Origin of the sequence: Neorhizobium sp. LjRoot104, assembly GCF_964253725.1 — a bacterium.
In the GTDB taxonomy this organism is placed as follows: Bacteria; Pseudomonadota; Alphaproteobacteria; order Rhizobiales; family Rhizobiaceae; genus Neorhizobium.
In genome coordinates this window covers 2,716,941-2,741,825 of sequence record NZ_CAXURS020000001.1, presented here as the reverse complement: position 1 = coordinate 2,741,825, position 24,885 = coordinate 2,716,941, and the positions used below count along the sequence as shown (strand labels likewise).

The 24,885-nt window shown below is 62.2% G+C and carries 25 protein-coding genes; 20 read left to right on the top strand and 5 right to left on the bottom strand.

Annotation, left to right across the window (positions count from 1 at the left end; translation table 11 throughout):
• Positions 1 to 5: 5 nt before the first annotated feature.
• The 8 genes from ruvA (at position 6) to ACSQ8R_RS13945 (ending at position 4,521) form a co-directional block, all read left to right on the top strand.
• Positions 6 to 623, top strand: coding sequence for a Holliday junction branch migration protein RuvA (gene ruvA, locus ACSQ8R_RS13980; protein WP_436253926.1), 618 nt, complete (start codon positions 6 to 8; stop codon positions 621 to 623).
• A gap of 56 nt (positions 624 to 679) precedes the next feature.
• Positions 680 to 1,015 (top strand): AbrB/MazE/SpoVT family DNA-binding domain-containing protein, encoded by a 336-nt coding sequence (locus tag ACSQ8R_RS13975; RefSeq protein ID WP_436253925.1) that lies wholly within the window; start codon positions 680 to 682, stop codon positions 1,013 to 1,015.
• Complete coding sequence (locus ACSQ8R_RS13970; RefSeq protein WP_436253924.1) at positions 978 to 1,337, top strand: PIN domain-containing protein; 360 nt, start codon at positions 978 to 980, stop codon at positions 1,335 to 1,337. The genes ACSQ8R_RS13975 and ACSQ8R_RS13970 overlap by 38 nt, the downstream gene beginning before the upstream one ends.
• Complete coding sequence (gene ruvB / locus ACSQ8R_RS13965) at positions 1,334 to 2,374, top strand: Holliday junction branch migration DNA helicase RuvB (RefSeq protein WP_345924349.1); 1,041 nt, start codon at positions 1,334 to 1,336, stop codon at positions 2,372 to 2,374. Before ACSQ8R_RS13970 ends, ruvB begins: the two co-directional genes overlap by 4 nt.
• Positions 2,375 to 3,274 (top strand): metallophosphoesterase, encoded by a 900-nt coding sequence (locus ACSQ8R_RS13960; RefSeq protein WP_436253923.1) that lies wholly within the window; start codon positions 2,375 to 2,377, stop codon positions 3,272 to 3,274.
• A gap of 5 nt (positions 3,275 to 3,279) precedes the next feature.
• Positions 3,280 to 3,792, top strand: a complete 513-nt coding sequence (locus tag ACSQ8R_RS13955) for an NUDIX hydrolase (protein WP_436253922.1) — start codon at positions 3,280 to 3,282, stop codon at positions 3,790 to 3,792.
• A 149-nt stretch (positions 3,793 to 3,941) separates the two neighbouring features.
• The gene (locus ACSQ8R_RS13950) at positions 3,942 to 4,163 is read left to right on the top strand and encodes a DUF2945 domain-containing protein (RefSeq protein ID WP_436253921.1); all 222 of its coding nucleotides are present in this window, start codon (positions 3,942 to 3,944) and stop codon (positions 4,161 to 4,163) included.
• Complete coding sequence (locus ACSQ8R_RS13945) at positions 4,156 to 4,521, top strand: hypothetical protein (protein WP_436253920.1); 366 nt, start codon at positions 4,156 to 4,158, stop codon at positions 4,519 to 4,521. Before ACSQ8R_RS13950 ends, ACSQ8R_RS13945 begins: the two co-directional genes overlap by 8 nt.
• On the opposite strand, the gene ACSQ8R_RS13940 is transcribed toward ACSQ8R_RS13945, so the two are convergent.
• The 3 genes from ACSQ8R_RS13940 to ACSQ8R_RS13930 all read right to left on the bottom strand — a co-directional run bounded on the left by ACSQ8R_RS13940 (position 4,505) and on the right by ACSQ8R_RS13930 (position 7,618).
• A complete protein-coding gene (locus ACSQ8R_RS13940; RefSeq protein ID WP_436253919.1) occupies positions 4,505 to 5,392 on the bottom strand; it encodes an NAD-dependent epimerase/dehydratase family protein in 888 nt (295 codons plus the stop codon). The genes ACSQ8R_RS13945 and ACSQ8R_RS13940 overlap by 17 nt on opposite strands.
• Positions 5,389 to 6,201, bottom strand: a complete 813-nt coding sequence (locus tag ACSQ8R_RS13935) for a glycosyltransferase (RefSeq protein WP_436253918.1) — start codon at positions 6,199 to 6,201, stop codon at positions 5,389 to 5,391. The genes ACSQ8R_RS13940 and ACSQ8R_RS13935 overlap by 4 nt, the downstream gene beginning before the upstream one ends.
• 196 nt (positions 6,202 to 6,397) lie before the next feature.
• On the bottom strand, positions 6,398 to 7,618 hold the full coding sequence (locus ACSQ8R_RS13930; protein ID WP_436253917.1) for an NAD-dependent epimerase/dehydratase family protein: 1,221 nt from the start codon (positions 7,616 to 7,618) through the stop codon (positions 6,398 to 6,400).
• 122 nt (positions 7,619 to 7,740) lie between these two features.
• Here ACSQ8R_RS13930 and ybgC point away from each other — a divergent pair, with 122 nt between their 5' ends.
• Positions 7,741 to 8,208, top strand: coding sequence for a tol-pal system-associated acyl-CoA thioesterase (gene ybgC / locus ACSQ8R_RS13925; protein WP_436253916.1), 468 nt, complete (start codon positions 7,741 to 7,743; stop codon positions 8,206 to 8,208).
• 8 nt (positions 8,209 to 8,216) lie between these two features.
• Here ybgC and ACSQ8R_RS13920 read toward each other — a convergent pair whose 3' ends face one another.
• The gene (locus tag ACSQ8R_RS13920; protein WP_436253915.1) at positions 8,217 to 8,882 is read right to left on the bottom strand and encodes a lysozyme inhibitor LprI family protein; all 666 of its coding nucleotides are present in this window, start codon (positions 8,880 to 8,882) and stop codon (positions 8,217 to 8,219) included.
• Between the two features lie 363 nt (positions 8,883 to 9,245).
• Here ACSQ8R_RS13920 and tolQ point away from each other — a divergent pair, with 363 nt between their 5' ends.
• From tolQ to glmM, 9 genes are all read left to right on the top strand, one after another.
• Entirely contained in the window at positions 9,246 to 9,965 is a 720-nt protein-coding gene (gene tolQ / locus ACSQ8R_RS13915) for a protein TolQ (protein WP_436253914.1), read from the top strand.
• A gap of 30 nt (positions 9,966 to 9,995) precedes the next feature.
• The gene (tolR, locus tag ACSQ8R_RS13910; RefSeq protein WP_436253913.1) at positions 9,996 to 10,448 is read left to right on the top strand and encodes a protein TolR; all 453 of its coding nucleotides are present in this window, start codon (positions 9,996 to 9,998) and stop codon (positions 10,446 to 10,448) included.
• Positions 10,449 to 10,458: 10 nt separating this feature from the next.
• Positions 10,459 to 11,691, top strand: a complete 1,233-nt coding sequence (locus ACSQ8R_RS13905; RefSeq protein WP_436253912.1) for a hypothetical protein — start codon at positions 10,459 to 10,461, stop codon at positions 11,689 to 11,691.
• 72 nt (positions 11,692 to 11,763) lie between these two features.
• The gene (tolB, locus tag ACSQ8R_RS13900) at positions 11,764 to 13,077 is read left to right on the top strand and encodes a Tol-Pal system beta propeller repeat protein TolB (protein WP_436253911.1); all 1,314 of its coding nucleotides are present in this window, start codon (positions 11,764 to 11,766) and stop codon (positions 13,075 to 13,077) included.
• Positions 13,078 to 13,246: 169 nt separating this feature from the next.
• A complete protein-coding gene (pal, locus tag ACSQ8R_RS13895; RefSeq protein WP_046632108.1) occupies positions 13,247 to 13,780 on the top strand; it encodes a peptidoglycan-associated lipoprotein Pal in 534 nt (177 codons plus the stop codon).
• Positions 13,781 to 13,955: 175 nt separating this feature from the next.
• On the top strand, positions 13,956 to 15,011 hold the full coding sequence (gene ybgF, locus ACSQ8R_RS13890; protein ID WP_436253910.1) for a tol-pal system protein YbgF: 1,056 nt from the start codon (positions 13,956 to 13,958) through the stop codon (positions 15,009 to 15,011).
• 19 nt (positions 15,012 to 15,030) lie between these two features.
• Positions 15,031 to 16,392: a tRNA lysidine(34) synthetase TilS gene (gene tilS, locus ACSQ8R_RS13885; protein WP_436253909.1), complete on the top strand. Its 1,362-nt coding sequence runs from the start codon at positions 15,031 to 15,033 to the stop codon at positions 16,390 to 16,392.
• Between the two features lie 105 nt (positions 16,393 to 16,497).
• Complete coding sequence (gene ftsH / locus ACSQ8R_RS13880) at positions 16,498 to 18,432, top strand: ATP-dependent zinc metalloprotease FtsH (RefSeq protein WP_436253908.1); 1,935 nt, start codon at positions 16,498 to 16,500, stop codon at positions 18,430 to 18,432.
• A gap of 234 nt (positions 18,433 to 18,666) precedes the next feature.
• Positions 18,667 to 20,019 (top strand): phosphoglucosamine mutase, encoded by a 1,353-nt coding sequence (glmM, locus tag ACSQ8R_RS13875; protein WP_436253907.1) that lies wholly within the window; start codon positions 18,667 to 18,669, stop codon positions 20,017 to 20,019.
• An 85-nt stretch (positions 20,020 to 20,104) separates the two neighbouring features.
• Here the strand turns inward: glmM and ACSQ8R_RS13870 are convergent, their stop codons facing one another.
• Complete coding sequence (locus ACSQ8R_RS13870; RefSeq protein WP_436253906.1) at positions 20,105 to 22,072, bottom strand: HAMP domain-containing methyl-accepting chemotaxis protein; 1,968 nt, start codon at positions 22,070 to 22,072, stop codon at positions 20,105 to 20,107.
• Positions 22,073 to 22,669: 597 nt separating this feature from the next.
• On the opposite strand from ACSQ8R_RS13870, the gene ACSQ8R_RS13865 reads away from it, so the two are divergent.
• A complete protein-coding gene (locus ACSQ8R_RS13865; protein WP_436253905.1) occupies positions 22,670 to 23,506 on the top strand; it encodes an outer membrane protein in 837 nt (278 codons plus the stop codon).
• Positions 23,507 to 23,689: 183 nt separating this feature from the next.
• Positions 23,690 to 24,868 carry a phosphoserine transaminase gene (locus ACSQ8R_RS13860; protein WP_436253904.1) on the top strand — a complete coding sequence of 393 codons (1,179 nt, stop codon included), beginning with the start codon at positions 23,690 to 23,692 and terminating at the stop codon, positions 24,866 to 24,868.
• Positions 24,869 to 24,885 lie beyond the last annotated feature (17 nt).

Genomic DNA, 24,885 nt, shown 5'->3' with positions numbered 1-24,885 from the left:
CCTTCATGATCGGCAAGCTCAAAGGCACTATCGACGAAATCGGCGACGACTACGTGCTCGTCGATGTGCATGGCGTCTGTTACGAGGTGTTCTGTTCGTCGCGCACGCTGTCGAGGATGGGTTCGGTCGGCGAGGCGGTCGTATTGTTCATCGAGACCTATGTGCGTGAGGACCAGTTCAAGCTTTTCGGCTTCCTGACGGCGCTGGAGCGGGAATGGTTCAACCTGCTGCAAAGCGTGCAGGGCGTCGGCGCCAAGGTGGCGCTCGCCGTGCTCTCCACCCTGACGCCGTCCGAGCTCGCCAATGCGATCGCGCTGCAGGACAAGACGACAGTCTCGCGTGCGCCAGGCGTCGGGCCGAAGGTGGCGGTGCGTATAGTCACCGAACTCAAGAACAAGGCGCCTGCCTTCGCCGGCGAGGCCTCGGTCAATATCGGCCTGAAGCAGGAACTGGGCGAGGGCGTGGCCGCGGCACCGGTCGCCGATGCGGTCTCGGCGCTCACCAATCTGGGTTATTCGCGCGATCAGGCTGCGAACGCGGTCGCGGCGGCGCTCAAGAATGGCGGCGAGGGCGGCGACAGCGCCAAGCTCATCCGGCTGGGGCTGAAGGAACTGGCTCGGTGATTCCTTGCTTTTTCCTTGTTCCTTACTATAGTGAAAAGTAAGGAATGGAGGTGCTCATGGGTTATGGTGCGAAATTGACCTCCAAAGGTCAGACGACGATTCCAATCGAAGTCAGGAAATATCTCAATCTTAATCCGGGCGATCAGATGGATTTCATCATCGAGAATGGTGAAGTCAAATTGAGAGCCAAGACGCGGAGCATCATGGAGTTTGCCGGTATTCTCGGCCATGCGCCCAATGGCGTTCGGTTGACCATCGACGAACTGGATGACGCTGTTGCGCAAGCGGCGGCCGATGATGATCGGAGGATCATGCGTGATTGGAATCGATACGAACGTACTTCTCAGATTCCTGATGACGGACGATCTGAAACAATACGAAAGCGCCGTTGAGTTCTTCCGCTCCAGATCGGCTGAAGATCCAGCCTATATCTCGCTCTTCGTTTTTGCCGAAGCATGCTGGGTCATGCGGAAGAGCTATGGCTACAAGAACCAAGAGATTGCGTCGCTCTTTCGAGGGCTGATGGAAAGTCGAGAGCTTGTCTTCGAAGATTCTGATTTTATAGAAAGCATGTTCGTGGCCGATGGTTTCGGCAAGTTTGATATTGCAGACTATCTGATCGCAGAATTTGCAAAGAGAGTTGGTTGCTCAAGCATGGTAACCTTCGACAAAACCGCTGCCCGATACGTCCCCGGAATGGAACTTCTCGCATGAGTGAACCCGCCCGCCTGATAACGCCGGAAAAGCGGGGCGAAGACCTGGATACGACGCTGCGCCCGCAGTCGCTGGACGAATTCACCGGCCAGGCGGAGGCGCGCGCCAACCTGAAGGTGTTCATCGAGGCGGCGAAGAACCGCGGCGAGGCGCTGGACCACGTTCTGTTCGTCGGCCCGCCCGGCCTCGGCAAGACGACGCTGGCGCAGATCATGGCCAAGGAGCTCGGGGTCAATTTCCGCTCCACTTCAGGCCCGGTGATCGCCAAGGCGGGCGATCTTGCGGCCCTGCTCACCAATCTCGAAGAGCGCGACGTGCTCTTCATCGACGAAATCCACAGGCTCAATCCGGCGGTCGAGGAAATCCTCTATCCGGCGATGGAGGATTTCCAGCTCGACCTGATCATCGGCGAAGGCCCGGCGGCGCGGTCGGTGAAGATCGACCTGTCGAAGTTTACGCTGGTTGCTGCGACGACCCGTCTTGGCCTGCTCACCACGCCGCTGCGCGACCGCTTCGGCATTCCGGTGCGGCTGGCCTTCTATACGGTCGAGGAACTGGAACTGATCGTGCGGCGCGGCGCGCGGTTGATGGGCCTGCCGATGACCGATGACGGCGCCCGCGAGATTGCAAGACGCGCCCGCGGCACGCCGCGCATCGCAGGGCGGCTGTTGCGCCGGGTGCGCGATTTCGCCGAGGTGGCGAGGGCCGAGGCGGTGACGAGGGAGATCGCCGACGAGGCGCTGACCCGGCTTCTGGTCGACAACATGGGTCTCGACCAGCTCGACAAACGCTACCTCAACATGATCGCCGTCAATTTCGGCGGTGGGCCGGTCGGGATCGAGACGATCGCCGCCGGCCTGTCGGAACCGCGCGATGCGATCGAGGACATCATCGAACCCTACATGATCCAGCAGGGGTTCATCCAGCGCACGCCCCGAGGCCGCGTTTTGACCGCAAACGCATGGAAACATCTGGGAATGCAGCCGCCGAAGGATCTCGAGGCAGCGCAGTTCCGGATGTTTACCGAGGATGACTGAGTGCTCACAAGGCGGACTTTGCTCAAGGCCTTTGCCGGAGGAGTTGCGACCTTGTTCGCTCTGGCCGCCTATCCTTTCGTGGAGGTGATGGCACGACCGCGGCTGACGCAATATGCCGTTACGCCCAGGCGATGGACGCCGGGATTGAAGCTGCGTGTTGTCGTCCTGGCGGATATCCACGCCTGCGAGCCCTGGATGAGCCTCGACCGGATCGGGTCGATCTGTTCGGCGGCCAATGCGCTGAACGGGGATGTCGTCCTGCTGCTCGGCGATTACGTATCGGGAATGAACCTGCTGACCGAGCATATCCCGTTGGCGGATTGGTCGCGGGTGTTCTCGGTGCTGAAGGCGCCGCTCGGCGTTCATGCAGTGCTCGGCAATCATGACCATTGGGAGGATCTTCGCTTCCAGAGAGATCCCCTCGCTGAGAACATCGCGGCGGCTGCACTGAGGGCCGTTGGAATACCGACCTACATCAACGAGGCCGTCAGGCTGGAGAAAGACGGCCACCCGTTCTGGCTGGCGGGTCTCGGCGACCAGATGGCTCTGCGCCCCGGCAAAGACTTCAAGCGGATGAGGATGAGGGGCATCGACGATCTTCCGGGAACGCTCGCGCAGATTAACGATGACGCGCCGGTGCTGCTCATGGCACATGAGCCGGACATATTTCCGCAGGTAAGCGAGAGGGTCAGTCTGACACTTTCGGGTCATACCCATGGTGGCCAGATTAATATTCTGGGCTGGCAGCCCGCCGCTGCATCGAAGGGCTCTCGGCGCTATCCGGCGGGACATTATCGTGAGGGGGAGCGTGATCTCATCGTGTCCCGGGGCCTCGGCTGTTCCATCCTGCCGGTGAGAGTGGGCTCGAGGCCGGAAATCGTCGTAATCGAACTGGGGTAAACCGCATGCCAGGCCGCACTCGCATCCGTATCAAGACCAAGAGCAAGCGTATCTTCCAGATGCGGATTGCCGGGCTTGGGTTCCGGGACGGCTACGTGCTGGTGCATCGCGCCGTGGACGAGGCCTTCTGGACCTTTCCAGGCGGGCGGGCGGAGATTGGGGAGACGTCGGAAGAGACGCTCAAACGCGAGATGGTCGAGGAAATCGGCGTCGAGGTGGCGGTCCGTCGGCTGCTCTGGTCGGTCGAGAATTTCTTCCATTACGAAGACCGCGACTGGCATGAACTCGGTTATTACTATCTGATGGACATCCCGGAGACGTTTCCCTTCCATCCGACGGATATCGTCCATCGGATCAAGGACGAACATGACCTGGAATTCAAATGGGTACCGGCGACGACCGAGGCGCTGAGGCTGCTCGATATCCCGCCCTACTTCATCGCCGAGGAGATCGAGAACCTGCCGGCAAGCCCGCGGCACCTCGTCTGGCGCGACGGCGATCTCGACCTGAAAACCTGACTCCATCTCCTTCCGCCTCCGGTCCGGGCCGATAGGCCGCCACGGGCATCCGGCTGCCAACGCACGATGGATCGAGCGTTCCCTCCGCCTGCATTCGGGCGGGAACATCTGCGCGCCGCTTGCCGTTTCTCCCCCGAAAGGAGAACGCCATGCAGAAGATCGAGATCGGAAACGAGGTCGCGTGGACCTGGGGGCGATCCGAGGCCAGGGGCAGGGTCACCCGGAAATTCACCAGCGATGTGGAGCGCAGGATCAAGGGCAAGACGATCAGGCGCAGGGCGGATGCCGACGAGCCTGCGTTCCTCATCCGCCAGCAAGACGGTGACCGCGTTCTCAAAAGCCAGTCCGAGCTGAGGAAGACCCATGGATAGCGAGATCCCCAATCACATTCCGCCCGCCGAAGTGGCGGAGGCGGCAGAGAAAGGTTTGAAGCTCCGCTCCCAGCACCGCCGGGGCGGCACGATGGTCGGCGTGGCCAGAGCCCGGGACCTCAAGAACCGGAAGTCGATTTCGGAAAAGACGGTGCGGCGGATGGTGAGCTATTTCTCGCGCCACAAGGCGGACAAGCGGGCCGAGAATTTTGGCGACGACGACAATCCGTCGACCGGGTATATCGCCTGGCTGCTCTGGGGTGGCGATGCGGGCCAGAAATGGGCCGAGGAGCACAAGAAGGCGATCGAAAAGGCAAAGAACGAGGCAAAGATGCGGCGCTTCACGCAGTCGCATTGAGAGCGGCTGCAAGCTCCGCAATCGTCTGCCGCAGAAGCGGCGCGCCGCCCGGCCGCCAGCCGAGCGCCTTCAACTTGTCCGTCGACATCACGTTGACGGTGCTGCGATCCGCCGGCGGCGGCAGATTGCCACGGGGGCCGGCCAGATAGCCGAGGATTTCGGTCGTGTCGGTCAGGATATCCGATGCATTGAAGACCTGGCCGGCGATCCTGCCGGTCTCCGTTTCCAACATGAGGCGAACGGCGGCGGCGACGTCGCGGCCGTGGATTTCCGTTCCCGCCCGGGAGGCAATCGGCCGGCCGGCCAGGAAGTCGGTGAAGAGAGCGTCCCATTTGCCGGGGCGCAGATTGCCGTAGACGCCGGTGAGCCGGAGAGACGAGGTGGCAAAGCCGGGGGCCGAGAGTTCCGCCAATGCTCCCTCGGCCCAGAGCTTGATCTCGCCGTAGAGGCCGTCCGGCTTCAAGGCCAGATCTTCGTCGAGCACCGTTCCGGCCGGTTGTCCGTCATAGACGGCCCTGCTCGACAGGAAGATCACCCGGCGGGTGCCGGCCTTCTTGGCGGTCTCGAACAGCTTTACAGTGCCATCGAGGTTCAGCCGGCGGAATCGATCGGGATCGTCGCCCTCGCCACCGCGGTATTTTCCCGGCAGGTGGTCGAAGGCGGCATGGACGAAGAAATAGGCGTCGTCGAAGGCCTCGATCTGGTCGAGGGCGGGATCGAGCGAAAGGGGGACGAACTGCACGGGCCGGGTAAAGAAGCCGGGCGCCGGCGGCCTCTGGCCTCCGACAATGACCGGATACCCGGCATCAAGCAGACCTTCGACGATGTAGCGGCCAACCATGCCCGTTCCGCCGGATACCAACACCTTCATGGCGTCTCTCCCGGTTTCGGCAGGGAGGAGAGGGCGGGGATTTCGCGATTCTCGTAAAATGCCTGCCAGAGGTCGATCAACGGCCGCAGCCGGTCCGCCTTCGGATGATCCTTTTCCCACGGTTTTTCGTACTGATAGTGCAGCACGCCGATGCTCTCCCAGTCCCAGAGATCGGGCATGTTGAACCAGACATATTGCAGCATGTTCGTGAATACCGGCAGGCCGTGCCAGTCGGGAAAGAAGGTCTCCAGAAACGTCTGGTCGGTTCGCCGCCAGAAGGCGTTCGGCTGATCGAGCGCCGCAAGCATCCTGTCAAAGGTCCCCGCGGAAGGCTTGGCGACGAAGACACCCGAATTCAGGCGGTGGAAGTCCGAGAGGCTTTCGTAGACGTTGGGGGCGGCGGAGAATTCCGGATAAGAAAACAATTTGTCGATAGGTTTCAGCACCAGCGCATCGGCGTCGATGAAGACGCAGGTTTCGTAGTCGGCGAGTTGCCAGAGGCGGAGCTTGCAGAAATTGTCGAGCGGCGTGTGGAAATCCGGCTTGCGGCCTTTGGTGAAGGGGGCGGCGCCATGCAGGTTTTTTCGGGCATGCCGTTCATTGAAGGCGTCGGAGAGGGGCAGGTGTTCGACCTCGACCAGCCGGCAGCCAAGGGCTTCGAGCGGGCCGAGGGCAGGGGGCTCGACCCCGCCGGTATGGAGGACGACGATATCGGCGCCCGTGCCGGTACGGCGGATGGAACGGGCCAGCGCGGTGGCGCCCATCGCGTAGTCGGCATTGGTGACGAGCGTGACGAAGGCGTTGGTCATAAGGCGGGGCGGCTCCCATACGCTTCCTCATTCCTGTACTTGTCACAGGAATCGAGTGCGCCCAAGTCCTTGGGCGCGAGAGATGCACTTGATGCGGATGAAGAGCCTTTCACGGCGCGGACGCGCCGCGGCTGGATTCCTGTGACAAGCATAGGAATGAGGGAGGATGGGGTGACCCGCGGCATTCCCGTCGCGCTCACGACACAGACTTTAACCTCACGCCCTCCGGGTCATGTTCCACCTTCGCCGCAATGTCCCTGGTCCAGGCGGAGACGGCGGGAACGCGTGATCTATCAACGCGGTAGGCGTATTTCTTCGCGACATCGACGATCTCGCCGAGCAAGCCTTCGCCGAGCGTGGTCGGTTCGAGGCCGAGGTCCAGGAATTTCTCGTTCTTCACCACCAGTTCGTTTTCCGGCGCTTCCTTGCGCGGATTGGGCAGCCAGGCGATCCTCGAACCGGTCATTTCCGAGATCATTTCGGCGAGATCGCGCACCCGATGGGTTTCCGTCATCTGGTTGAAGATCTCGACACGGCTGGCGCGGGCGGGCGGATTGCTCAGTGCGATCTCGATGCAACGCACCGAATCCTGGATGTGGATGAAGGCGCGCGTCTGGCCACCGGTGCCGTGGACGGTGAGCGGATAACCGATGGCCGCCTGGATGAGAAAACGATTCAAGACCGTCCCGTAATCCCCGTCATAGTCGAATCTATTGATCAATTGCGGGTGCCGGCGGGTCTGTTCGGTATGGGTGCCCCAGACGATGCCCTGGTGCAGGTCGGTGATCCGCAATCCGTCGTTCTTCGCGTAGAACTGGAAGAGCTGCTGATCGAGGCATTTTGTCATGTGGTAGATCGAGCCGGGATTGCTCGGATAGAGGATTTCCTGCGAGACGGTGCGGCCGTCGGCCGTTTCGATGCCGACTGGCAGATATCCTTCCGGGATCGCCGCGCCGACCGTCGAATATCCGTAGACGCCCATCGTGCCGAGATGCACGAGATGCGCGTCGAGATCGAGTTCGACCAATGCATTCAAGAGGTTGTGGGTGGCGTTTACATTGTTGCTGACGGTGTAGTTCTTGTGCCGGTCGCTTTTCATCGAATAGGGCGCGGCCCGCTGCTCGGCGAAATGGATGATGGCGTCGGGGCGGTGTTTTGCCAGCCAGCCCTTCAGGAGTTCATAATCCTTGGCGAGGTCGATCAGGTGGAAATGGATGCGGCGGCCGGTTTCGGCATGCCAGATGCGGGTGCGTTCCTGGATACTGTCCATCGGCGTCAGCGACTGGACGCCGAGCTCGGTATCGATCCAGCGGCGGGAGAGGTTGTCGAGGATATGGATCTCGTGGCCGGCGTCGGACAGGTGAAGCGATGTCGGCCACCCGACGAAACCGTCGCCGCCCAGGACTGCAATCTTCATGAGTTGGTCTCCGCTGGTTTTCGACTTATTTCCTGATAGGGAGGATATGTGACAGGACGTCAAAACTGGGGCGGCATTGCGCGCCTATCCAGTGGAGGCTTGAGAATTTCCAGGGCAAGACCATGAAGGAATACAATTTTTTGTTATCGGGCGAGTTGATGGAAGGCGGCCATCGGCTGGCCCAGCGCGTCTATTACGAAGACACGGATTTTTCCGGCCTCGTCTATCACGCCCGCTACCTGCATTTCCTGGAGCGTGGCCGCACCGATTACCTGCGCTGCCTCGGCTGCGAGCAGAGCGCGCTGCTTTCCGCCGACGAGGAGGGCCTGGTCTTCGTCGTCCACCGGATGGAGATCGACTTCAAGCAGCCGGCCCGCATGGACGATATCCTGATCATCCAGACGATCACCGAAAAAGCGGGTGGCGCGAAAATGGTGCTCAACCAGGAAATCCGCCGCGGCGACACGCTGCTGATCGCCGCGAAAGTGGTGATCGCTGTCATCAACAGGCACGGGCGTCCGCGCCGGCTGCCGGAGAGCGTGGCGGAAAAGTTTCTCGGGCGCCCGGCGGAGCAGGTCAACCCGGTTTAAGGCGGGACCTACGGACCCCCGCAGGCATGCTGCGAATCAGCCATCGCCCAGCTCTGGCCGGTGCGGGCATTGGTGACGAAATATTCGCGGCCCCGGTCGTCGCCTGCCGGGCAGCGTTTGGGAATGGAAATCAGGCACATGGTCACCTTGTCGCCGGGCTTGGAGGCGATCAGCGCCTCTTCGCGGGCGTAGGAGACCTGGTAGCCCTCATTGGCATATTCGATGCCGGTCCCGGCATCGTAATCCTCGTCCTTGATCGGATCCTGGCCCACCCGCGGATGGACCGCGGTGACGTTGGTGACGGAGCATTGGCCGATCTTCCCCGGCAATGCGGGGGAGGGCTTGGCCCGCCCGCCGGCGATCGTGCTGGCGGTGATGTCGGCGGGAATGCTCTTAGGCCCGCCGAGCTCTCCAAGGATCGCGATATAGGTGCTCAGAACGCAGGATCGGTCGGAGCCGCAGGTTGACCGGTCGCTTGTGAAATCCCGCAGAGCCTGACGAATCTCGGCCTTTTTCTCCCGTTCAGCCTTTTCCTGGACCCGCGGAAGCAGCGTGTCCAGCGCCGAAAGGAGGGGGTCGTTGCAGACGATCCGTTCATCGGGCGAGGGGACGCCCTTGCAATCGACCGAGGCGGCATAGCCCGGCGCCGCGATCAACATCGTCAAGGCTATCATCACTGCGCGCCACATGGTGTGTCCCCGGGAATCCGATTCTCGCAGTGTCATAACCCGTGAATGAGAAAAAACTAAGTTGGAAGTCGTCGGCTTTCCTTGTTCCAACTTCAAGTGATCTGGGAACTGCCGATTGCAAGGCTCGCCTAAACCTTTCGTTAACGATAATGGTGTCTTACTGAGACATGAGGAATTTGTGCAACGCACGCCTTCCTTTGACCAAAATTGAAAGCGAGAAGCCAAGCTTGAAGCTCAGGGTATCTTGGGGTTAGGGCTAAGCGCATCCGGCGATCAAAGACATACTCGCGAGAGCGCTTTTGAACCGCCCGGTCCTTAAAGCCGGGCGTTTGGATTCGGGGATAGTAGATGGAACAGGTAGGTTTGGCGGCAGCGGCGAGCGAAGTGAGCCTCTGGTCGCTGTTCATGCAGGCCGGTCTGGTCGTCAAGCTGGTGATGGTCGGCCTCATCGGCGCATCGGTCTGGACCTGGGCGATCGTGATCGACAAATATATCAGCTTCGGCAAGGCCAAGCGCCAGTTCGACCAGTTCGAGCAGGTGTTCTGGTCCGGTCAGTCGCTCGAGGAACTTTACCGTACCCTGTCGGAGCGGACCAACACCGGTCTTGCTGCGATCTTCGTCGCGGCCATGCGCGAGTGGAAGAAGAGCTTCGAGCGCGGCGCGCGCTCGCCGATCGGCCTGCAGATGCGTATCGACCGGGCGATGGACGTCACCATGTCGCGCGAGGCGGAGACCTATGAGGCGCGCCTCGGTTCGCTGGCGACGATCGGTTCGGCCGGTCCGTTCATCGGTCTTTTCGGTACCGTCGTCGGCATCATGACCTCGTTCCAGGCGATCGCCGGTTCGAAGTCCACCAATCTCGCGGTCGTCGCACCCGGCATCGCCGAAGCGCTGCTCGCCACCGCGATCGGCCTGGTCGCCGCTATCCCGGCGGTCATTGCCTACAACAAGTTCACCGCCGATGCGGGCAAGCTTTCGGGCCGCATGGAAGGTTTCGCGGACGAGTTTTCCGCCATCCTGTCGCGCCAGATCGACGAGAAGCTGCAGCCGCGCCAGGCGGCGCAGTAACAGCCTATCGGGCTCAAGGAGTAACGTCTCATGGGTATGTCGGCCGGAGGAGCAAAATCGGGTGGCGGTCGTCGCAGGCGCGGCGGACGTCGCGGCGGTGCGATCAGCGAAATCAACGTGACGCCGCTCGTCGACGTCATGCTCGTGCTGCTCATCATCTTCATGGTGGCCGCCCCGATGATGACCGTCGGCGTGCCGATCGACCTGCCGGAAACGCAGGCGAAGGCTATGAACGCCGATACCCAGCCGATCACCGTCTCGGTCAATCCGAAGGGCGAAATCTATCTGCAGGAAACGCCGATCGCCCTCGAGGAGATCGTGCCGAAGCTCCAGGCCATCGCCACCACAGGCTATAACGAGCGTATCTACGTGCGCGGCGATACGACCGCGGCCTACGGTGTCGTCATGAAGGTCATGGCCCGCATCTCTTCTGCCGGGTACAAGAATATCGGCCTCGTGACCCTGCAGGAACAGGAGAAGTGATCGCGGCGCCATGAAGGTCAGTCTCGGCACATCGCTGGTCCTACACTCGCTGGTACTCGGCTTGGCGCTCGTCTCGCTGAGCGCGCCCGCGTCTTTCGACGTGGCCGAGGTAGACGCGCTTCCCGTCGATATCGTCTCCGTGGAATCGATCACCCAGACCCAGCAGGGCGACAAGAAGGCGCCTGCCAGCCAGAAGCCTTCGCCGAAGGAAACCAAGAACCAGAAGATCGTCGAGAACGCCCAGAACGCCGGCGAGAACGACATCGACCTGAAGACACCTCCGACGCCGACCATCAAGCCCACGCCGACCGAAACGACGGCGGCTCCGAAGCCCGTGGAACGGCCGACCCCCACTCCGACGCCGGAACAGAACCAGGTCAAGGACATCGTCAAGGAAGAGACGGCGCCGAAGCCGACGGAGATGGCCGCCCTGCCGCAGCCCAAGCCGGAAATCGTGCCGCCGAAGCCAGAACCCACTCCGCCGAAGCCCGAGCCTACGCCGCCGAAGCCGGAGGCCGCCAAGCCGACGCCGGTGCCGCTGCAGAGCGAGAACACGTCCGAGACGGGCGAATTGCCGCAAGCGGTTCCGACGCCGGTTTCGAAGCCGCAGCCGCCGAAGCCCGAACCGCCGAAGGAACAGGCCAAGCCCGTCGAGAAACCGGCTGAAAAGCCGGCCGAGACGAAGCCGGATACGGCCAAGCCGACCGAGACTGCCAAGACCGACAACAAGGCGACCGCCTCGGTCAAACCGTCCGACAAGAAGGAAGGCAAGCAGCAGGAAACCGCCAAGTCGTCGTCCTCGATGGCGAGCGATTTCAACGCCGACCAGATCGCAGCCCTCTTGAACAAGCAGGAGGCATCCGGTGGCGGTGCCAAGCGTTCCACCCAGGTGGCCGCCCGGGGCGATACCAAGACCATCGGCGTCGGCCTGAGCTCCAGCGAGATCGACAACGTCAAGGGTCAGATCCAGGGCAATTGGGCGCTCGTCGGCGGCTTGACCGGCGTCTCGGAAGTTCGTGTGAAGATCCGGGTGCAGCTTGATCAGTCCGGCAATATCGTCGGCGACCCCGAAGTGACCGCCACCGGCGGTCCGGAAGGAACCCGGCGTGCGGTCGAGGGCAGCACGCGCCGCGCCCTGATGAAATCCGCTCCGCTCAAGAATTTGCCCGTCGCCAAGTATGAGGGCGAAAAAGGTTGGAACGTTTTGGTGCTGAACTTCGATCCGTCGGAGTTCGCATTGTGAGCCGGCAGGTATGGAACCGATGACACGGAACCTGCCCCGAAACTCCCGTGTGAAGCTGAAAGGCTTGTGTAAATGATCAAGAGTTCTTTTTTCCGCGCCGTAATGGTGGCCGCGGGGATGTTGACGGCCTTCATGGCCGCCACCCCGGCCAATGCTGTCGTTGAGATCAACATCAACAAGGGTAATATTCAGCCGCTGCCGATCGCAGTGACGGATTTCCAGTCGAACAACGATCTCGGTGCGCAGATTTCCCAGGTGATCGCCGCCGACCTGCAGCGTTCCGGGCTTTTCGCGCCGATCAACAAACAGGCCTTCATCGAAAAGATCTCCGATCCCAACAAGGCGCCGCGCTTCGAGGACTGGAAGGTCATCAATGCGCAGGCCCTGGTGACGGGCCGCATTACCCGCGAGAACGACGGACGCCTGCGCGCCGAGTTCCGCCTGTGGGATACGTTCGCCGGCAGCCAGATGACCGGCCAGCAGTTCTTCACCCAGCCGGAGAACTGGCGCCGGGTCGCCCATATCATCGCCGATGCGATCTACAAGCAGATCACCGGTGAGAACGGTTATTTCGACACCCGTGTCGTATTCGTCTCCGAAAGCGGTCCGAAGACCGCCCGCCAGCGCCAGCTGGCGATCATGGACCAGGACGGCTTCAACGTCCGCATGCTGACCAATACCAAGGATATCGTGCTGACGCCGCGCTTCTCGCCGAGCCGGCAGGAAGTCACCTACATGTCGTTCGAGGGCAACCAGCCGCGGGTCTACCTGCTGCAGCTCGAGACCGGGCAGCGCGAAGTGGTCGGCAATTTCCCGGGCATGACGTTCTCGCCGCGCTTCTCTCCGGACGGCCAGAAGGTGATCATGAGCCTTCAGCAGGAAGGCAATTCCAACATTTATACGATGGACCTGCGCTCGCGCACCACGACGCGGCTCACCTCCACGGCCGCGATCGACACGTCACCTTCCTATGCGCCGGACGGCGGGCGTATCGCGTTTGAAAGCGACCGCGGCGGCCGCCCGCAGATCTACGTGATGAATGCCGACGGTTCCGGCCAGACCCGCATCTCCTTCGGCGACGGCTCCTATTCGACGCCGGTCTGGTCGCCGCGCGGCGATCTGATCGCCTTCACCAAGCAGTCGGGCGGCAAGTTCTCCATCGGCGTCATGAAGCCGGACGGCTCGGGCGAGCGCATCCTCACGACCGGCTTCCACAACGAGGGTCCGACCTGGGCGCCGAACGGCCGCGTGCTGATGTTCTTCCGTCAGAATGCCGGGGCCGGCGGCCCGCAGCTCTATTCCATCGACCTGACCGGCTATAACGAACTCCAGGTCAAGACGCCGTCCTATGGTTCGGACCCGGCGTGGTCGCCGCTGCTTGAATAGCGATTGGGGCAAAAGAGGCGGTTTTGCGCCTCTTTCCCGCCTTAATCTGCTGAAAATGAACGAAAAGGGACGTCGGGAATATTTTGTTAACCATAAGAATTTGATCATGGTTAACCGAACCCGGTTAGAATCTGGAAACTCTGAAATACTGATCAAGGAGAGACCGGCCATGAGCCGCATCGATACTTCGGCCATGAGCCGCATGCAGATCCTCGCCCGCAATCCTGCCGTCATCGCACTGACGCTGGCACTTGCGCTCGCCGGCTGCGCCAACAAGAAGAACCTGCCGAACAATGCCGGTGAACTCGGCCTCAACGGCGCCGGCGCGGCAACGCCCGGCTCGACCCAGGACTTCACCGTCAATGTCGGCGACCGCATCTTCTTCGATACCGACAGCACCTCGATCCGCGCCGACGCCCAGCAGACGCTCGACCGTCAGGCGCAGTGGCTGGCCCGCTATCCGAACTACGCGATCACCGTCGAAGGCCATGCCGACGAACGTGGCACGCGCGAGTACAATCTGGCGCTCGGCGCGCGTCGTGCCGCCGCCGCCAAGGAATATCTCGCCTCGCGCGGTGTGCCGGCGAATCGTATGAAGACCATCTCCTACGGCAAGGAACGCCCGGTTGCCGTCTGCGACGACATCTCCTGCTGGTCGCAGAACCGTCGCGCGGTTACCGTCCTCGGCGGCGCCGGCATGTGATCCGAGCAACAGCTCGGGAATAAAAGGCGGTCTTCGGGCCGCCTTTTTGTTTTTTCCATAGTTTGGCCCTGTTTTCCGGGATTTTTGACAAGGAGCTCGGTTGCTTTTTGCCGGCAGTTGGAAAAATCTCCTCTCGCGCCAATCCGGCGCAGACTAAAGAGCAGGACGGACAAAGATGAAGAAACTTGTCTTGGCAGCAATGCTGGGGCTGATGGCGACGAGCGCCCCGGCCGGGGCTTTGTCGCTGCCGAAACTCTTCCCGGGCAGCAATCAGCCTGCTGCAGACCAGCCGCGGGAAACCACTCCGCCCCCGGTCATTCTGGCGCAGAGCAACGAGGCCGTCCGTATCCAGCAGCTCCAGGAAGAGGTCCGCCAGTTGAACGGCCGGATCGAGGAAATGAGTTTTCAGCTGCTGCAGATGCAGGAGCAATTGCGCAAGACGCAGGAAGACAACGAATTCCGCTTCCAGGACCTGGAAAAGAAGAAGCGCACCGAAGTGGACGACGCGGCCGGGAAACCGGCCGTGGCGTCCAACCGGGCTCCCGCCGCCCAGCCGCCATTGCCGCAGGCGACCGCTCCAGCCCAGTCCTCCGACGATGTCGCACGGATCATCGAATCCCCGACCGGCCAGGGTGCAGGCGGGGCGACCGCACCGGGCCGCGCGCCGCCTCCGACGACGCTCGGTTCGATGGATCTCGACCAGAACGGCAATCCGCGTGGCGCAAGCCGCAACGACCGGGCCAACAATGCCGCCGGGCTTCCGGGCGTCGAGACCGGCCCGCAGGTTCCGCCCAAGACGCCGCCGGGGCCCACGGGCAGAACCGATCCGCAGCAGACCGCGTCGCTCGGCAGCGAGAACGATGCCTACCAGACCGCCTACAACCATGTCCTGGCCGGCGACTATCCGCTCGCCGAAAAAGAATTCAACGGTTATCTGGCCGCGTTTCCGAAGGGCGCCAAGGTGGCGGATGCGAGCTTCTGGCTCGGCGAATCCCAATATTCTCAGGGAAAATACAACGACGCCGCCAAGACCTTCCTCAATGCGCACCAGACCTACGGCAAATCGCCCAAGGCGCCGGAAATGCTGCTGAAGCTCGGCATGTCGCTTGCCGCACTCGACAATACAGACACGGCCTGCGCAACCCTCAAGGAAGTCACCCGGCGTTATCCGAGCGCGCCCAAGGCCGTGCTTGCCAAGGTCGGCAGCGAACAGAAGCGTCTCGCCTGCTGATCCGCGGCGTCGTTGTCTGGTGACCGCGGGGCCGGAAATCCTGTCGCCTGAACAGGCGGCCGAGCGGCTGATTGCCGATATCGCCAGACCCGCGCGGCTTCTCGTGGCAATTTCCGGGGGCAGCGATTCCTGCGGGCTGCTGATCGCCCTTTCCAAATTTAATCCTGCCGGTTCCGGCCTGTCGCTTTTCGCTGCGACGGTCGATCATGCGCTGAGGCCCGAATCCGCTGACGAGGCGCGTGCTGTCGCAGCCCTTTGCGCCAAACTCGGCATTCCCCATTTCATCCGCCGGTGGGAGGGGGAAAAGCCCCGGACCGGCGTTTCCGCCGCCGCCCGCGAGGCACGCTACCGGCTGCTGATTGACGTCGCCGACGAGATTGACGCAACGGCGATCGTCACCGGCCACACGCTTGACGATCAGGCCGAAACGATTGCGATGCGCGCCGCCCGCGGCGAGGGCGAGGAGAATTCCGGCCTCGCCGGCATGGCGCAGGCGGTGCTTCTCGACCGCCGCCGCTGGCTGCTCAGGCCATTTCTTGCGACGCGGCGATCCGATATCCGCGCTTTCCTGACGAAAGAAGGGCTGGGCTGGATCGATGACCCCAGCAATGTCGATCCGCATTACGAGCGGGTGAGGATCCGCGGGCGGCTGGCGCAGGAAAGCCCGTTCGATGCCGCCGCCCAGGCCGCGGCCGCCACGCGGCGCACCGCGCTTTCCGACGAGGCGGCGCGGCTTCTACGGAAGCATGTGACGATCGCCCAAGGTGTTTTGGCGCATATCGATCCCGTGGGGTTGCAGGGTGATGCGGCAGTGCGGCGTCATGCGCTGTCGTTGCTTGCGGCGGTGCTCGGGGGCAGGGCGCATGCGCTCGGCAGCGACAGCATGGACCGGGTGATGGCCTTTCTCGACGGCGGGCTGCCGGGCCGTATCACCGCCGGCCGGGTGATCTTCGACCGGCGCCGCGAGGGGCTTTATCTCGTCCGCGAAAACCGCGGCATACTGCCGCTGCACATTCCCCCGGGCAATACGGCGATCTGGGACGGTCGCTACCGCATCACGAACGCCGGCCCGGACGACATCATCGTCAGCCCGACCGCTCCGGATCGCGACGAGGCGCTGGCGCTGTTTCCCGGCGTGCCGCCCGCGATCGCCATGCGAGCCGTTGCGGCAATGCCTTTCATCGAAGCCAATGCTCTCCTTTCGACGGAGGATCGCCAAAACAAAGGAATGGCCGAACGAAGTACCGTTCGCCCGCTGCTTGCGCCTTTCGACCGTTTTTTGCCGCAGTTCGAGCTTAGATTTGGCGTCGAGTTAGCGGTTTTGCTCGGATGCGACGTTTTCCCCCGGCTGCCAGTTAAGGATTCCTCACGGAAAAGGTAGGCGGCGGCTCCGGTTCGCCTTGGCAAGGACTTGCCGCAACCCTATGTTATGCGGCAAGCAAGGCGGCCGCCTCAAGAAGCTGGCCGTCGCAGTCCGGGGAGTTCAATGAACCCAAACTTTCGTAATATCGCCCTCTGGGTCATCATAGCCCTCCTGCTGGTCGCGTTGTTCAGCATGTTCCAGACGGCACCGTCACAGACCAGCTCGCGCGAGGTCCCCTATTCGCAGTTCCTGCGGGATGTGGATTCCGGCCGCGTGCGGGATGTGGTCGTCACGGGCAACAGGGTGCTCGGCACCTACACGGAAAACGGCGCGGGATTTCAGACCTATTCGCCCGTCATCGACGACTCGTTGATGGATCGGCTGCAGGCCAAGAACGTCACCATCGTCGCCCGCCCGGAAACGGATGGATCCTCGGGTTTCCTCAGCTATCTCGGCACGCTTTTGCCGATGCTGCTCATCCTCGGCGTCTGGCTGTTCTTCATGCGGCAGATGCAGGGCGGTTCGCGCGGCGCGATGGGCTTCGGCAAGTCCAAGGCCAAGCTTCTCACCGAGGCGCATGGCCGCGTGACGTTTGAAGACGTCGCCGGCGTCGACGAAGCCAAGCAGGATCTGGAAGAAATCGTCGAATTCCTGCGCGACCCGCAGAAGTTCCAGCGTCTCGGCGGCAAGATCCCGCGCGGCGTGCTGCTGGTCGGCCCTCCCGGCACGGGTAAGACCCTTCTGGCGCGTTCCGTCGCCGGCGAAGCCAACGTGCCGTTCTTCACAATTTCCGGTTCCGACTTCGTCGAAATGTTCGTCGGCGTCGGTGCAAGCCGCGTGCGCGACATGTTCGAGCAGGCGAAGAAGAATGCGCCCTGCATCATCTTCATCGACGAAATCGACGCGGTCGGCCGTCATCGTGGCGCCGGTCTCGGCGGCGGTAACGACGAACGCGAACAGACCCTCAACCAGCTCCTTGTCGAGATGGACGGTTTCGAAGCCAATGAGGGCATCATCCTGATCGCCGCGACCAACCGTCCGGACGTCCTCGACCCGGCATTGCTGCGTCCCGGCCGTTTCGACCGCCAGGTGGTCGTGCCGAACCCGGATATCGTCGGCCGCGAGCGCATCCTCAAGGTCCATGCCCGCAACGTGCCCTTGGCGCCGAATGTCGACCTCAAGGTTCTCGCCCGCGGGACTCCCGGTTTCTCCGGTGCCGACCTGATGAACCTCGTCAACGAAGCCGCCCTGATGGCCGCGCGCCGCAACAAGCGCATGGTTACCATGAGCGAGTTCGAGGACGCCAAGGACAAGATCATGATGGGCGCCGAGCGTCGCTCGTCGGCGATGACCGAGGCCGAAAAGAAGCTCACCGCCTATCACGAGGCCGGCCATGCGATCACGGCGCTGAAAGTGCCCGTTGCCGATCCGCTGCACAAGGCGACGATCATTCCGCGCGGCCGCGCGCTCGGGATGGTCATGCAGCTGCCGGAAGGCGACCGCTATTCGATGAGCTACAAGTGGATGGTCTCGCGTCTCGTCATCATGATGGGCGGCCGCATCGCGGAAGAGCTGACCTTCGGCAAGGAGAACATCACGTCCGGTGCCTCTTCGGATATCGAGCAGGCCACCAAGCTTGCCCGCGCCATGGTCACCCAGTGGGGCTTTTCCGACGAGCTCGGCCAGGTCGCCTATGGTGAGAACCAGCAGGAAGTCTTCCTCGGCCACTCCGTCTCGCAGTCGAAGAACGTTTCCGAGGCGACGGCCCAGAAGATCGACAACGAAGTGCGCCGCCTGATCGATGAGGCCTATACCGAGGCCCGCAGGATCCTGACCGAAAACCACGACGAGTTCGTGGCGATCGCCGAGGGCCTGCTCGAATACGAAACGTTGTCGGGCGAGGAGATCAAGGCGCTGATCAAGGGCCAGAAGCCGTCGCGCGATCTCGGCGACGATGCACCTCCGACGCGCGGTTCGGCGGTTCCCTCGGCCGGGTCCAAGAAGGACGAGCCGAAGGGCGGAGAACCGGAAGCCGGTCTGGAGCCGCAGCCGCACTGATCGTTCGTCGATTGAAATTCAAAAGCCGCCGCGGAGCAATCCGCGGCGGCTTTTGCTTTGAAGGTTTTATTATCAGTAACGGGATATAATCGATTTTGACGCTAATTTATGTGCTTGTGCCTTTTAATTATGGCATGAGCCAAGCTTCAGGCCGGTTTTGCCGTCTAACATAGTGCGGGGTTCGATCCCCCGTTTGAGGCCGCGACGTTCAGGCGCGATGACGAAGGAGCTTATATGACACGCCGCTATTTTGGCACCGATGGCATTCGCGGACAGTCCAACATCCATCCGATGACGCCGGATCTGGCGATGCGCGTCGGCATTGCCGTCGGCACGATCTTCCGCAACGGCAATCACCGCCACCGGGTGGTGATCGGCAAGGATACGCGCCTCTCGGGCTACATGCTGGAAAACGCCATGGTGGCGGGCTTTACCGCCGCCGGCCTCGACGTCTTCCTGCTCGGGCCGATCCCGACGCCGGCCGTCGCCATGCTCACCCGGTCGCTGCGCGCCGATGTCGGCGTGATGATCTCCGCCTCGCACAATCCTTACGAGGACAACGGCATCAAGCTGTTCGGCCCGGATGGCTACAAGCTCTCCGACGAGCTGGAGATGCGCATCGAGGACCTGCTCGACAGCGACCTGCATTCGCAGCTCGCCAAGTCCGGCGATATCGGCCGGGCGAAGCGCGTCGAGGGCGACATCTACCGCTACATCGAACACGTGAAGCGTACGTTGCCGCGCGACGTTACCCTGCACGGATTGCGCGTCGCGATCGATTGCGCCAATGGCGCGGCCTACAAGGTGGCTCCGCTGGCGCTGTGGGAACTCGGCGCGGAAGTGGTGATGATCGGCAACGAGCCCAACGGCACCAACATCAATCTCGACTGCGGCTCGACCAGCCCGGAAGCGCTGCAGAAGAAGGTGCATGAAGTGCGTGCCGATATCGGCATCGCGCTCGACGGCGACGCGGACCGCGTCATCATCGTCGACGAACGCGGCGAGATCGTCGATGGCGACCAGCTGATGGCCGTGATCGCCGAGAGCTGGGCCGAGGACCAGAAGCTGAAAGGCGGCGGCATCGTCGCGACCGTGATGTCCAATCTCGGCCTGGAACGTTTCCTCAACGGCAAGGGCCTCGATCTTGCCCGCACCAAGGTTGGCGACCGCTATGTCGTCGAGCACATGCGCAATAACGATTTCAACGTCGGCGGCGAACAGTCCGGCCATATCGTGCTTTCCGATTTCGGCACGACGGGCGACGGCCTCGTCGCCGGCCTGCAGGTCCTGGCGCGGGCAAAGCGGCTCGGGCGGCCGGTCAGCGAGGTCTGCCGCCGTTTCGATCCCGTGCCGCAGCTTCTGAAGAATGTCCGTTTCCAGGGCGGTAAGCCGCTGGAGGACAATGTCGTGCGCCAGGCGATTGCCGATGCGGAAGCCGAGCTTGCCGCCAAGGGCCGCCTGGTCATCCGGCCGTCCGGCACCGAGCCGCTGATCCGGGTGATGGCGGAAGGCGACGACCGGGGACAGATCGAGCGCATCGTCGATGGATTGGTCGGCGTTATCGCCAATGTCCGCAACGCGGCCTGACGGCTTGGGCTGAATGAAAAAGGCCACCCACGGTTTCCGCGGGTGGCCTCTGTTCTTATGGGGAATTCATCCCGTTGCTGCCGACTTAGAACTCTTCCCAATCCTGCTTTGCGGCAGCGGCGCCGCCCTGGAACGACTGCGCGACTTTGGCGACCATTCCGCGGGCCGGCGATGCCGTCGGACGGCTGCTGCCGGATGCGAGGGCGGGCGAGCCTCGGTGTGACGGGGTTCCCGATGCGGCAGTGCCACCGATATGGAATTGCGACAGAAGCTGGAACAGGCCTTCCGCGTCACGGGCAAGACTGTGCGCCGCTGCGGTGGTTTCCTCGACCATGGCCGCGTTCTGCTGCGTTCCCTGGTCCATCGTGTTGACCGAGGTGTTGATCTCCTTGAGGCCGGTCGACTGTTCCTTTGAAGCGTCCACAATGGCCTCGACATTGCCATTGACCTGCTGGACCTGGACGACGATCTCCTGCAGGGCCTTGCCCGTTTCCCCGACCAGCGCGACGCCGCTCTTCACGTGGTCGTTGGAGGTATGGATCAGTTCCTTGATCTCCTTTGCAGCCTTGGCGGAACGCTGAGCGAGTTCCCGCACTTCCTGCGCCACAACCGCAAAGCCTTTGCCGGCCTCGCCGGCGCGGGCGGCCTCGACGCCGGCGTTGAGCGCCAGCAGGTTGGTCTGGAAAGCGATTTCGTCGATGACTCCGATGATGTTGCCGATCTCGACGGCAGACGAATCGATCTTGCCCATCGCCTCGACGGCATCACGGACGACCCGGCCGGAACGCTCGGCGTTTTCCTTGGTCATGCGCACCAGGTTGCCAGCCTCCTGAGCCCGGTGGCTGGAGTCGGAGACCGTCGTGGTGATCTCTTCCAGGGCCGCCGCGGTTTCTTCGACGGAGGCCGCCTGCTGCTCGGTGCGTTTGGCGAGGTCGTCGGACGCCGAGCGGATTTCCTGGGCGCCGGCCGCGATTGCACTCGCATTTGCGGCAACCTTCTGCATCGCTTCGCGTAGTTTCGCCACCGCGGCGTTGTAGTCGGCCCGCAATTGGTCGAGCGAGGGAGTGAAGGGCGTGTTGATCTCCCGGGTCAGATCGCCGTTTGCCAGAGCCTGCAGAGCATCGGCGAGCTGGCGGACCGCCTGGCTCGTCTGTTCGGCCAGTGCGCCACGCTCGGTCGCTTCCTGTTCAAGCCTGTGGCGCTCTCCTACAGCCCGTTTCGCCTCGGCCTCCGCCTCGCGTTCCGCCTTGACGGAGATGGCGTCCCTCAGGGCCGCCACGGCGCGGGCCAGCATGCCGATCTCATCGCCGCGCGCCTCGATCGTCCGGTCGCCTTCGAGATTGCCCGCAGCCATGGCTTTCAGCGATTGCTGCAGCTTGGAGAGCGGTGCGATGATCGAGCGGGCCGTGACGAAGGCGGCAGCGATCGAAAGCAGCGCAGCTATGCCGAGGGCGGCCAGCGCAAGATTTCTAAAGCCGCTCGCCGCGTTGCGGACATCGCCGCCGATCGACTTGTTGAGCGCTTCCTGATGGTCGATGAATTTGTTGATCGCGCCAAGCCAGGAGACGAAGAGCGGACGGGCCTGTTCCAGCAGGATCTTGCGCGCCGCCTCGCCATCGCCCTTTTGCTGCAGCGAAATGATCTGGGCGACCAGCGGATTGGTCTTCGCCTGAATGTCGGCGATCTCGGCCAATATCGTCTTTTCCCGATCCGTTGCACCGGCAGGGGAGCCGACCATTTCCGCCATGCGTTTCTCGTTTTCCGCATAGGAGGCGGCGAGCTTGGCGATGAGCGCTTCCGCTTCCTTGCGCTCGGTCTCGGACGTGACGAGCGTCACATCGCGGATCGCAATCGCCCGGTCGTGCACGCTGCCGCGATAGTTGATGGCATAACGTTGCTTGACGCTGTTGACGTCATTCACGGTTGCGAGGTTGTTGTCGATCGTCTTGACCTCGCTTGTGGAATAGAAGGTCAGGCCGATCATCAGGAGAAGCAAGAAGCCGAAGCCGACAGCCAGTCGGAATGCTATGCCGAATGTTTTGACATTGCTCATGGACAGTTCTTTCTTTTACGGCGCCCTGCGCCGCAGCTATACGCGGTCAATCTTCTCCGGAAGAGCAATATGACAAACCCATCGCAGTATTTCGCCGATCGGGTTGCTTGTTGCGGACAGGATATTGGCGGATTGGCTATATCGGCAATCTAAGCACCGAGTTCAGAATGCGCTCGGTGCTCAAATGTACTCCCCAGTCGTTCGGCCCTATCGATTCCCCAGTGTTTCCGCCCCTCGGAATGTACTAAAAATAGCTATCTATAGTTTATAAAGAATTAATTGTTTATTCGAAGCTTAAATTACCAATTGCCAACTATTTTTCGACTGGAGCAAGCGGGGCAATAGTCGGTGGGACCCCAGGGATATGATTGGTCTCTGCCGGTGGGGGAAAAGAAGGGGGGCGCCAAATACGGGTGCCTTTGCGCAAGGCTCGGGGTATGCCGTTACTTGTAGAATTGCCTGCCGTTTTAGGAAAACGCGCGGTAAACAAGCATGGTTAAGCGAGACTTAACCTTTGTCGGTCATCATCCACAGCGGATCAACCCGTTGGCTGCCCGCTTTGCATGCCATACGCGATACGAGCTTGGAGATGAACCCATGAGAAAGTTGCTGGCCAGCGCGTTTGCGCTGACACTGACGGTGAGCGCCGCCAATTCCGCCGATCTCTACCAGCCGCAGCCGGAGCCCTATCAGGATGCGCCGGAAGTGACCGTTCAGGAGGCGACCGGCTGGTACCTTCGCGGTGACGTCGGTTATTCCTTCAAGAAGTCGCGCGGCACCGATTTTTATCAGGGTACCGGCGCACCCGGCGTGGCGCTGGCGGAATTCGACCGTTCCGATCTGCGTGATGCCTTCACGCTCGGGGGCGGTGTCGGTTACCAGATCAACAGCTACCTGCGCACCGACGTCACGCTCGACTACATGTTCAACAGCAAGTTCCGTGGTTCTACCCATGGGAGCTGCGGCTCTGGTCCAGCTTGCACGTCAACGGACCTGGCCTCCATGCACGCCTATTCGCTGCTGGCCAACGCCTATGTCGATCTCGGCACCTATGGCTACTTCACGCCTTATGTCGGTGGCGGTATCGGCGGCACCTACGTGAAGTGGTCGAACCTGCGCAACACATCCTGCGACGACGCCGGCGGCGGTTGCGACGCGGAAGTGAGCCATGGCGGCGAAAAGAGCTGGCGCTTCACCTACGCGCTGATGGCCGGCGCGTCGATCGACGTCACCTGCAACGTCAAGGCCGATGTCGGCTATCGCTTCCGCCATGTCACGGGCGGCGACATGTTCGGTCTCGCATCGGGCGGCGGCCCGGGCAAGGACAAGGGCTTCTATTCGCATGAAGCGCGCGTCGGTGCCCGCTACATCTTCGGCGGCTGCGACACGCCGCCGGCCTACGAGCCCCCGCCGCAGCCGATCGTCTACAAGTAAGCTTCTGCCATCTCCAAGCGAAAGCCGCCTCCGGGCGGCTTTTTGCGTTGGGCGCGACAAAGATGCGGCAGAAATTTATCCGTCGGCGACATTACCCGCTTGACTGTGAAGGCGCTCAGGCATAACCACAGCGGCGGGACACCTCTCCCCAACGAGAGGCCATCTATCTGGAAGGATAGCCATATGGCAAACGCCGCAAAGCCGGACCTGCGTCCGAACAACACCCATTTTTCTTCTGGCCCTTGCTCGAAGCGCCCCGGTTGGTCGCTCGAAGCGCTTTCCGATGCTCCGCTCGGTCGTTCGCACCGCGCCAAGGTCGGTAAGGCGAAGCTGAAGCAGGCCATCGACCTCACCCGCGAGATTCTGAACGTGCCGGCGGATTACCGCATCGGCATCGTGCCGGCTTCCGATACTGGCGCCGTCGAAATGGCGCTCTGGTCGCTGCTCGGCGAGCGCGGCGTCGACATGCTGTCCTGGGAAAGCTTTGGCGCCGGCTGGGTCACCGACGTCGTCAAGCAGCTGAAGCTCAAGGACGTCCGCAAGATCGAAGCCGGTTACGGCCTGCTTCCGGACCTTTCCACGGTCGATTTCGACCGCGACGTGGTCTTCACCTGGAACGGCACCACTTCGGGCGTTCGCGTTCCGAACGCCGATTTCATCCCGGCAGACCGCAAGGGCCTGACGATCTGCGACGCTACTTCGGCCGCTTTCGCGCAGGACATGGACTTCGCCAAGCTCGACGTCGTTACCTTCTCCTGGCAGAAGGTCCTGGGCGGCGAGGGCGGCCATGGCATGCTGATCCTTTCCCCGCGCGCCGTCGAACGCCTGCAGACCTACGTCCCGGCCTGGCCGCTGCCGAAAATCTTCCGCCTGACGTCGGGCGGCAAGCTGATTGAAGGCATCTTTGTCGGCGAGACGATCAACACGCCGTCGATGCTTTGCGTCGAGGACTATATCGATGCGCTCAACTGGGCGAAGTCGGTCGGCAGCCTCGAAGGCCTGATCGCCCGTGCCGATGCCAATGCAAAGGTCATCCACGATTTCGTGGCCGCCAATGCCTGGATCGACAACCTCGCCGTCGATCCGGCGACGCGCTCCAACACCTCCGTCTGCCTGAAGATCGCCGACGCCGATGTTGCCGCTCTCGCTGCCGACGCACAGGAAGCCTTTGCCAAGGGCATGGTGTCGATCCTCGAAAAGGAAGGCGTCGCGCTCGACATCGGTGCCTATCGCGATGCGCCCTCCGGCCTTCGCATCTGGGCCGGCGCCACGATCGAGGAAGCCGACATGAAGGCTCTGATGCCCTGGCTCACCTACGCTTTCGAAACGCAGAAGGCTGCGCTTTCCAAGGCCGCCGCTTAAAGCAAGTCGCGTATCGG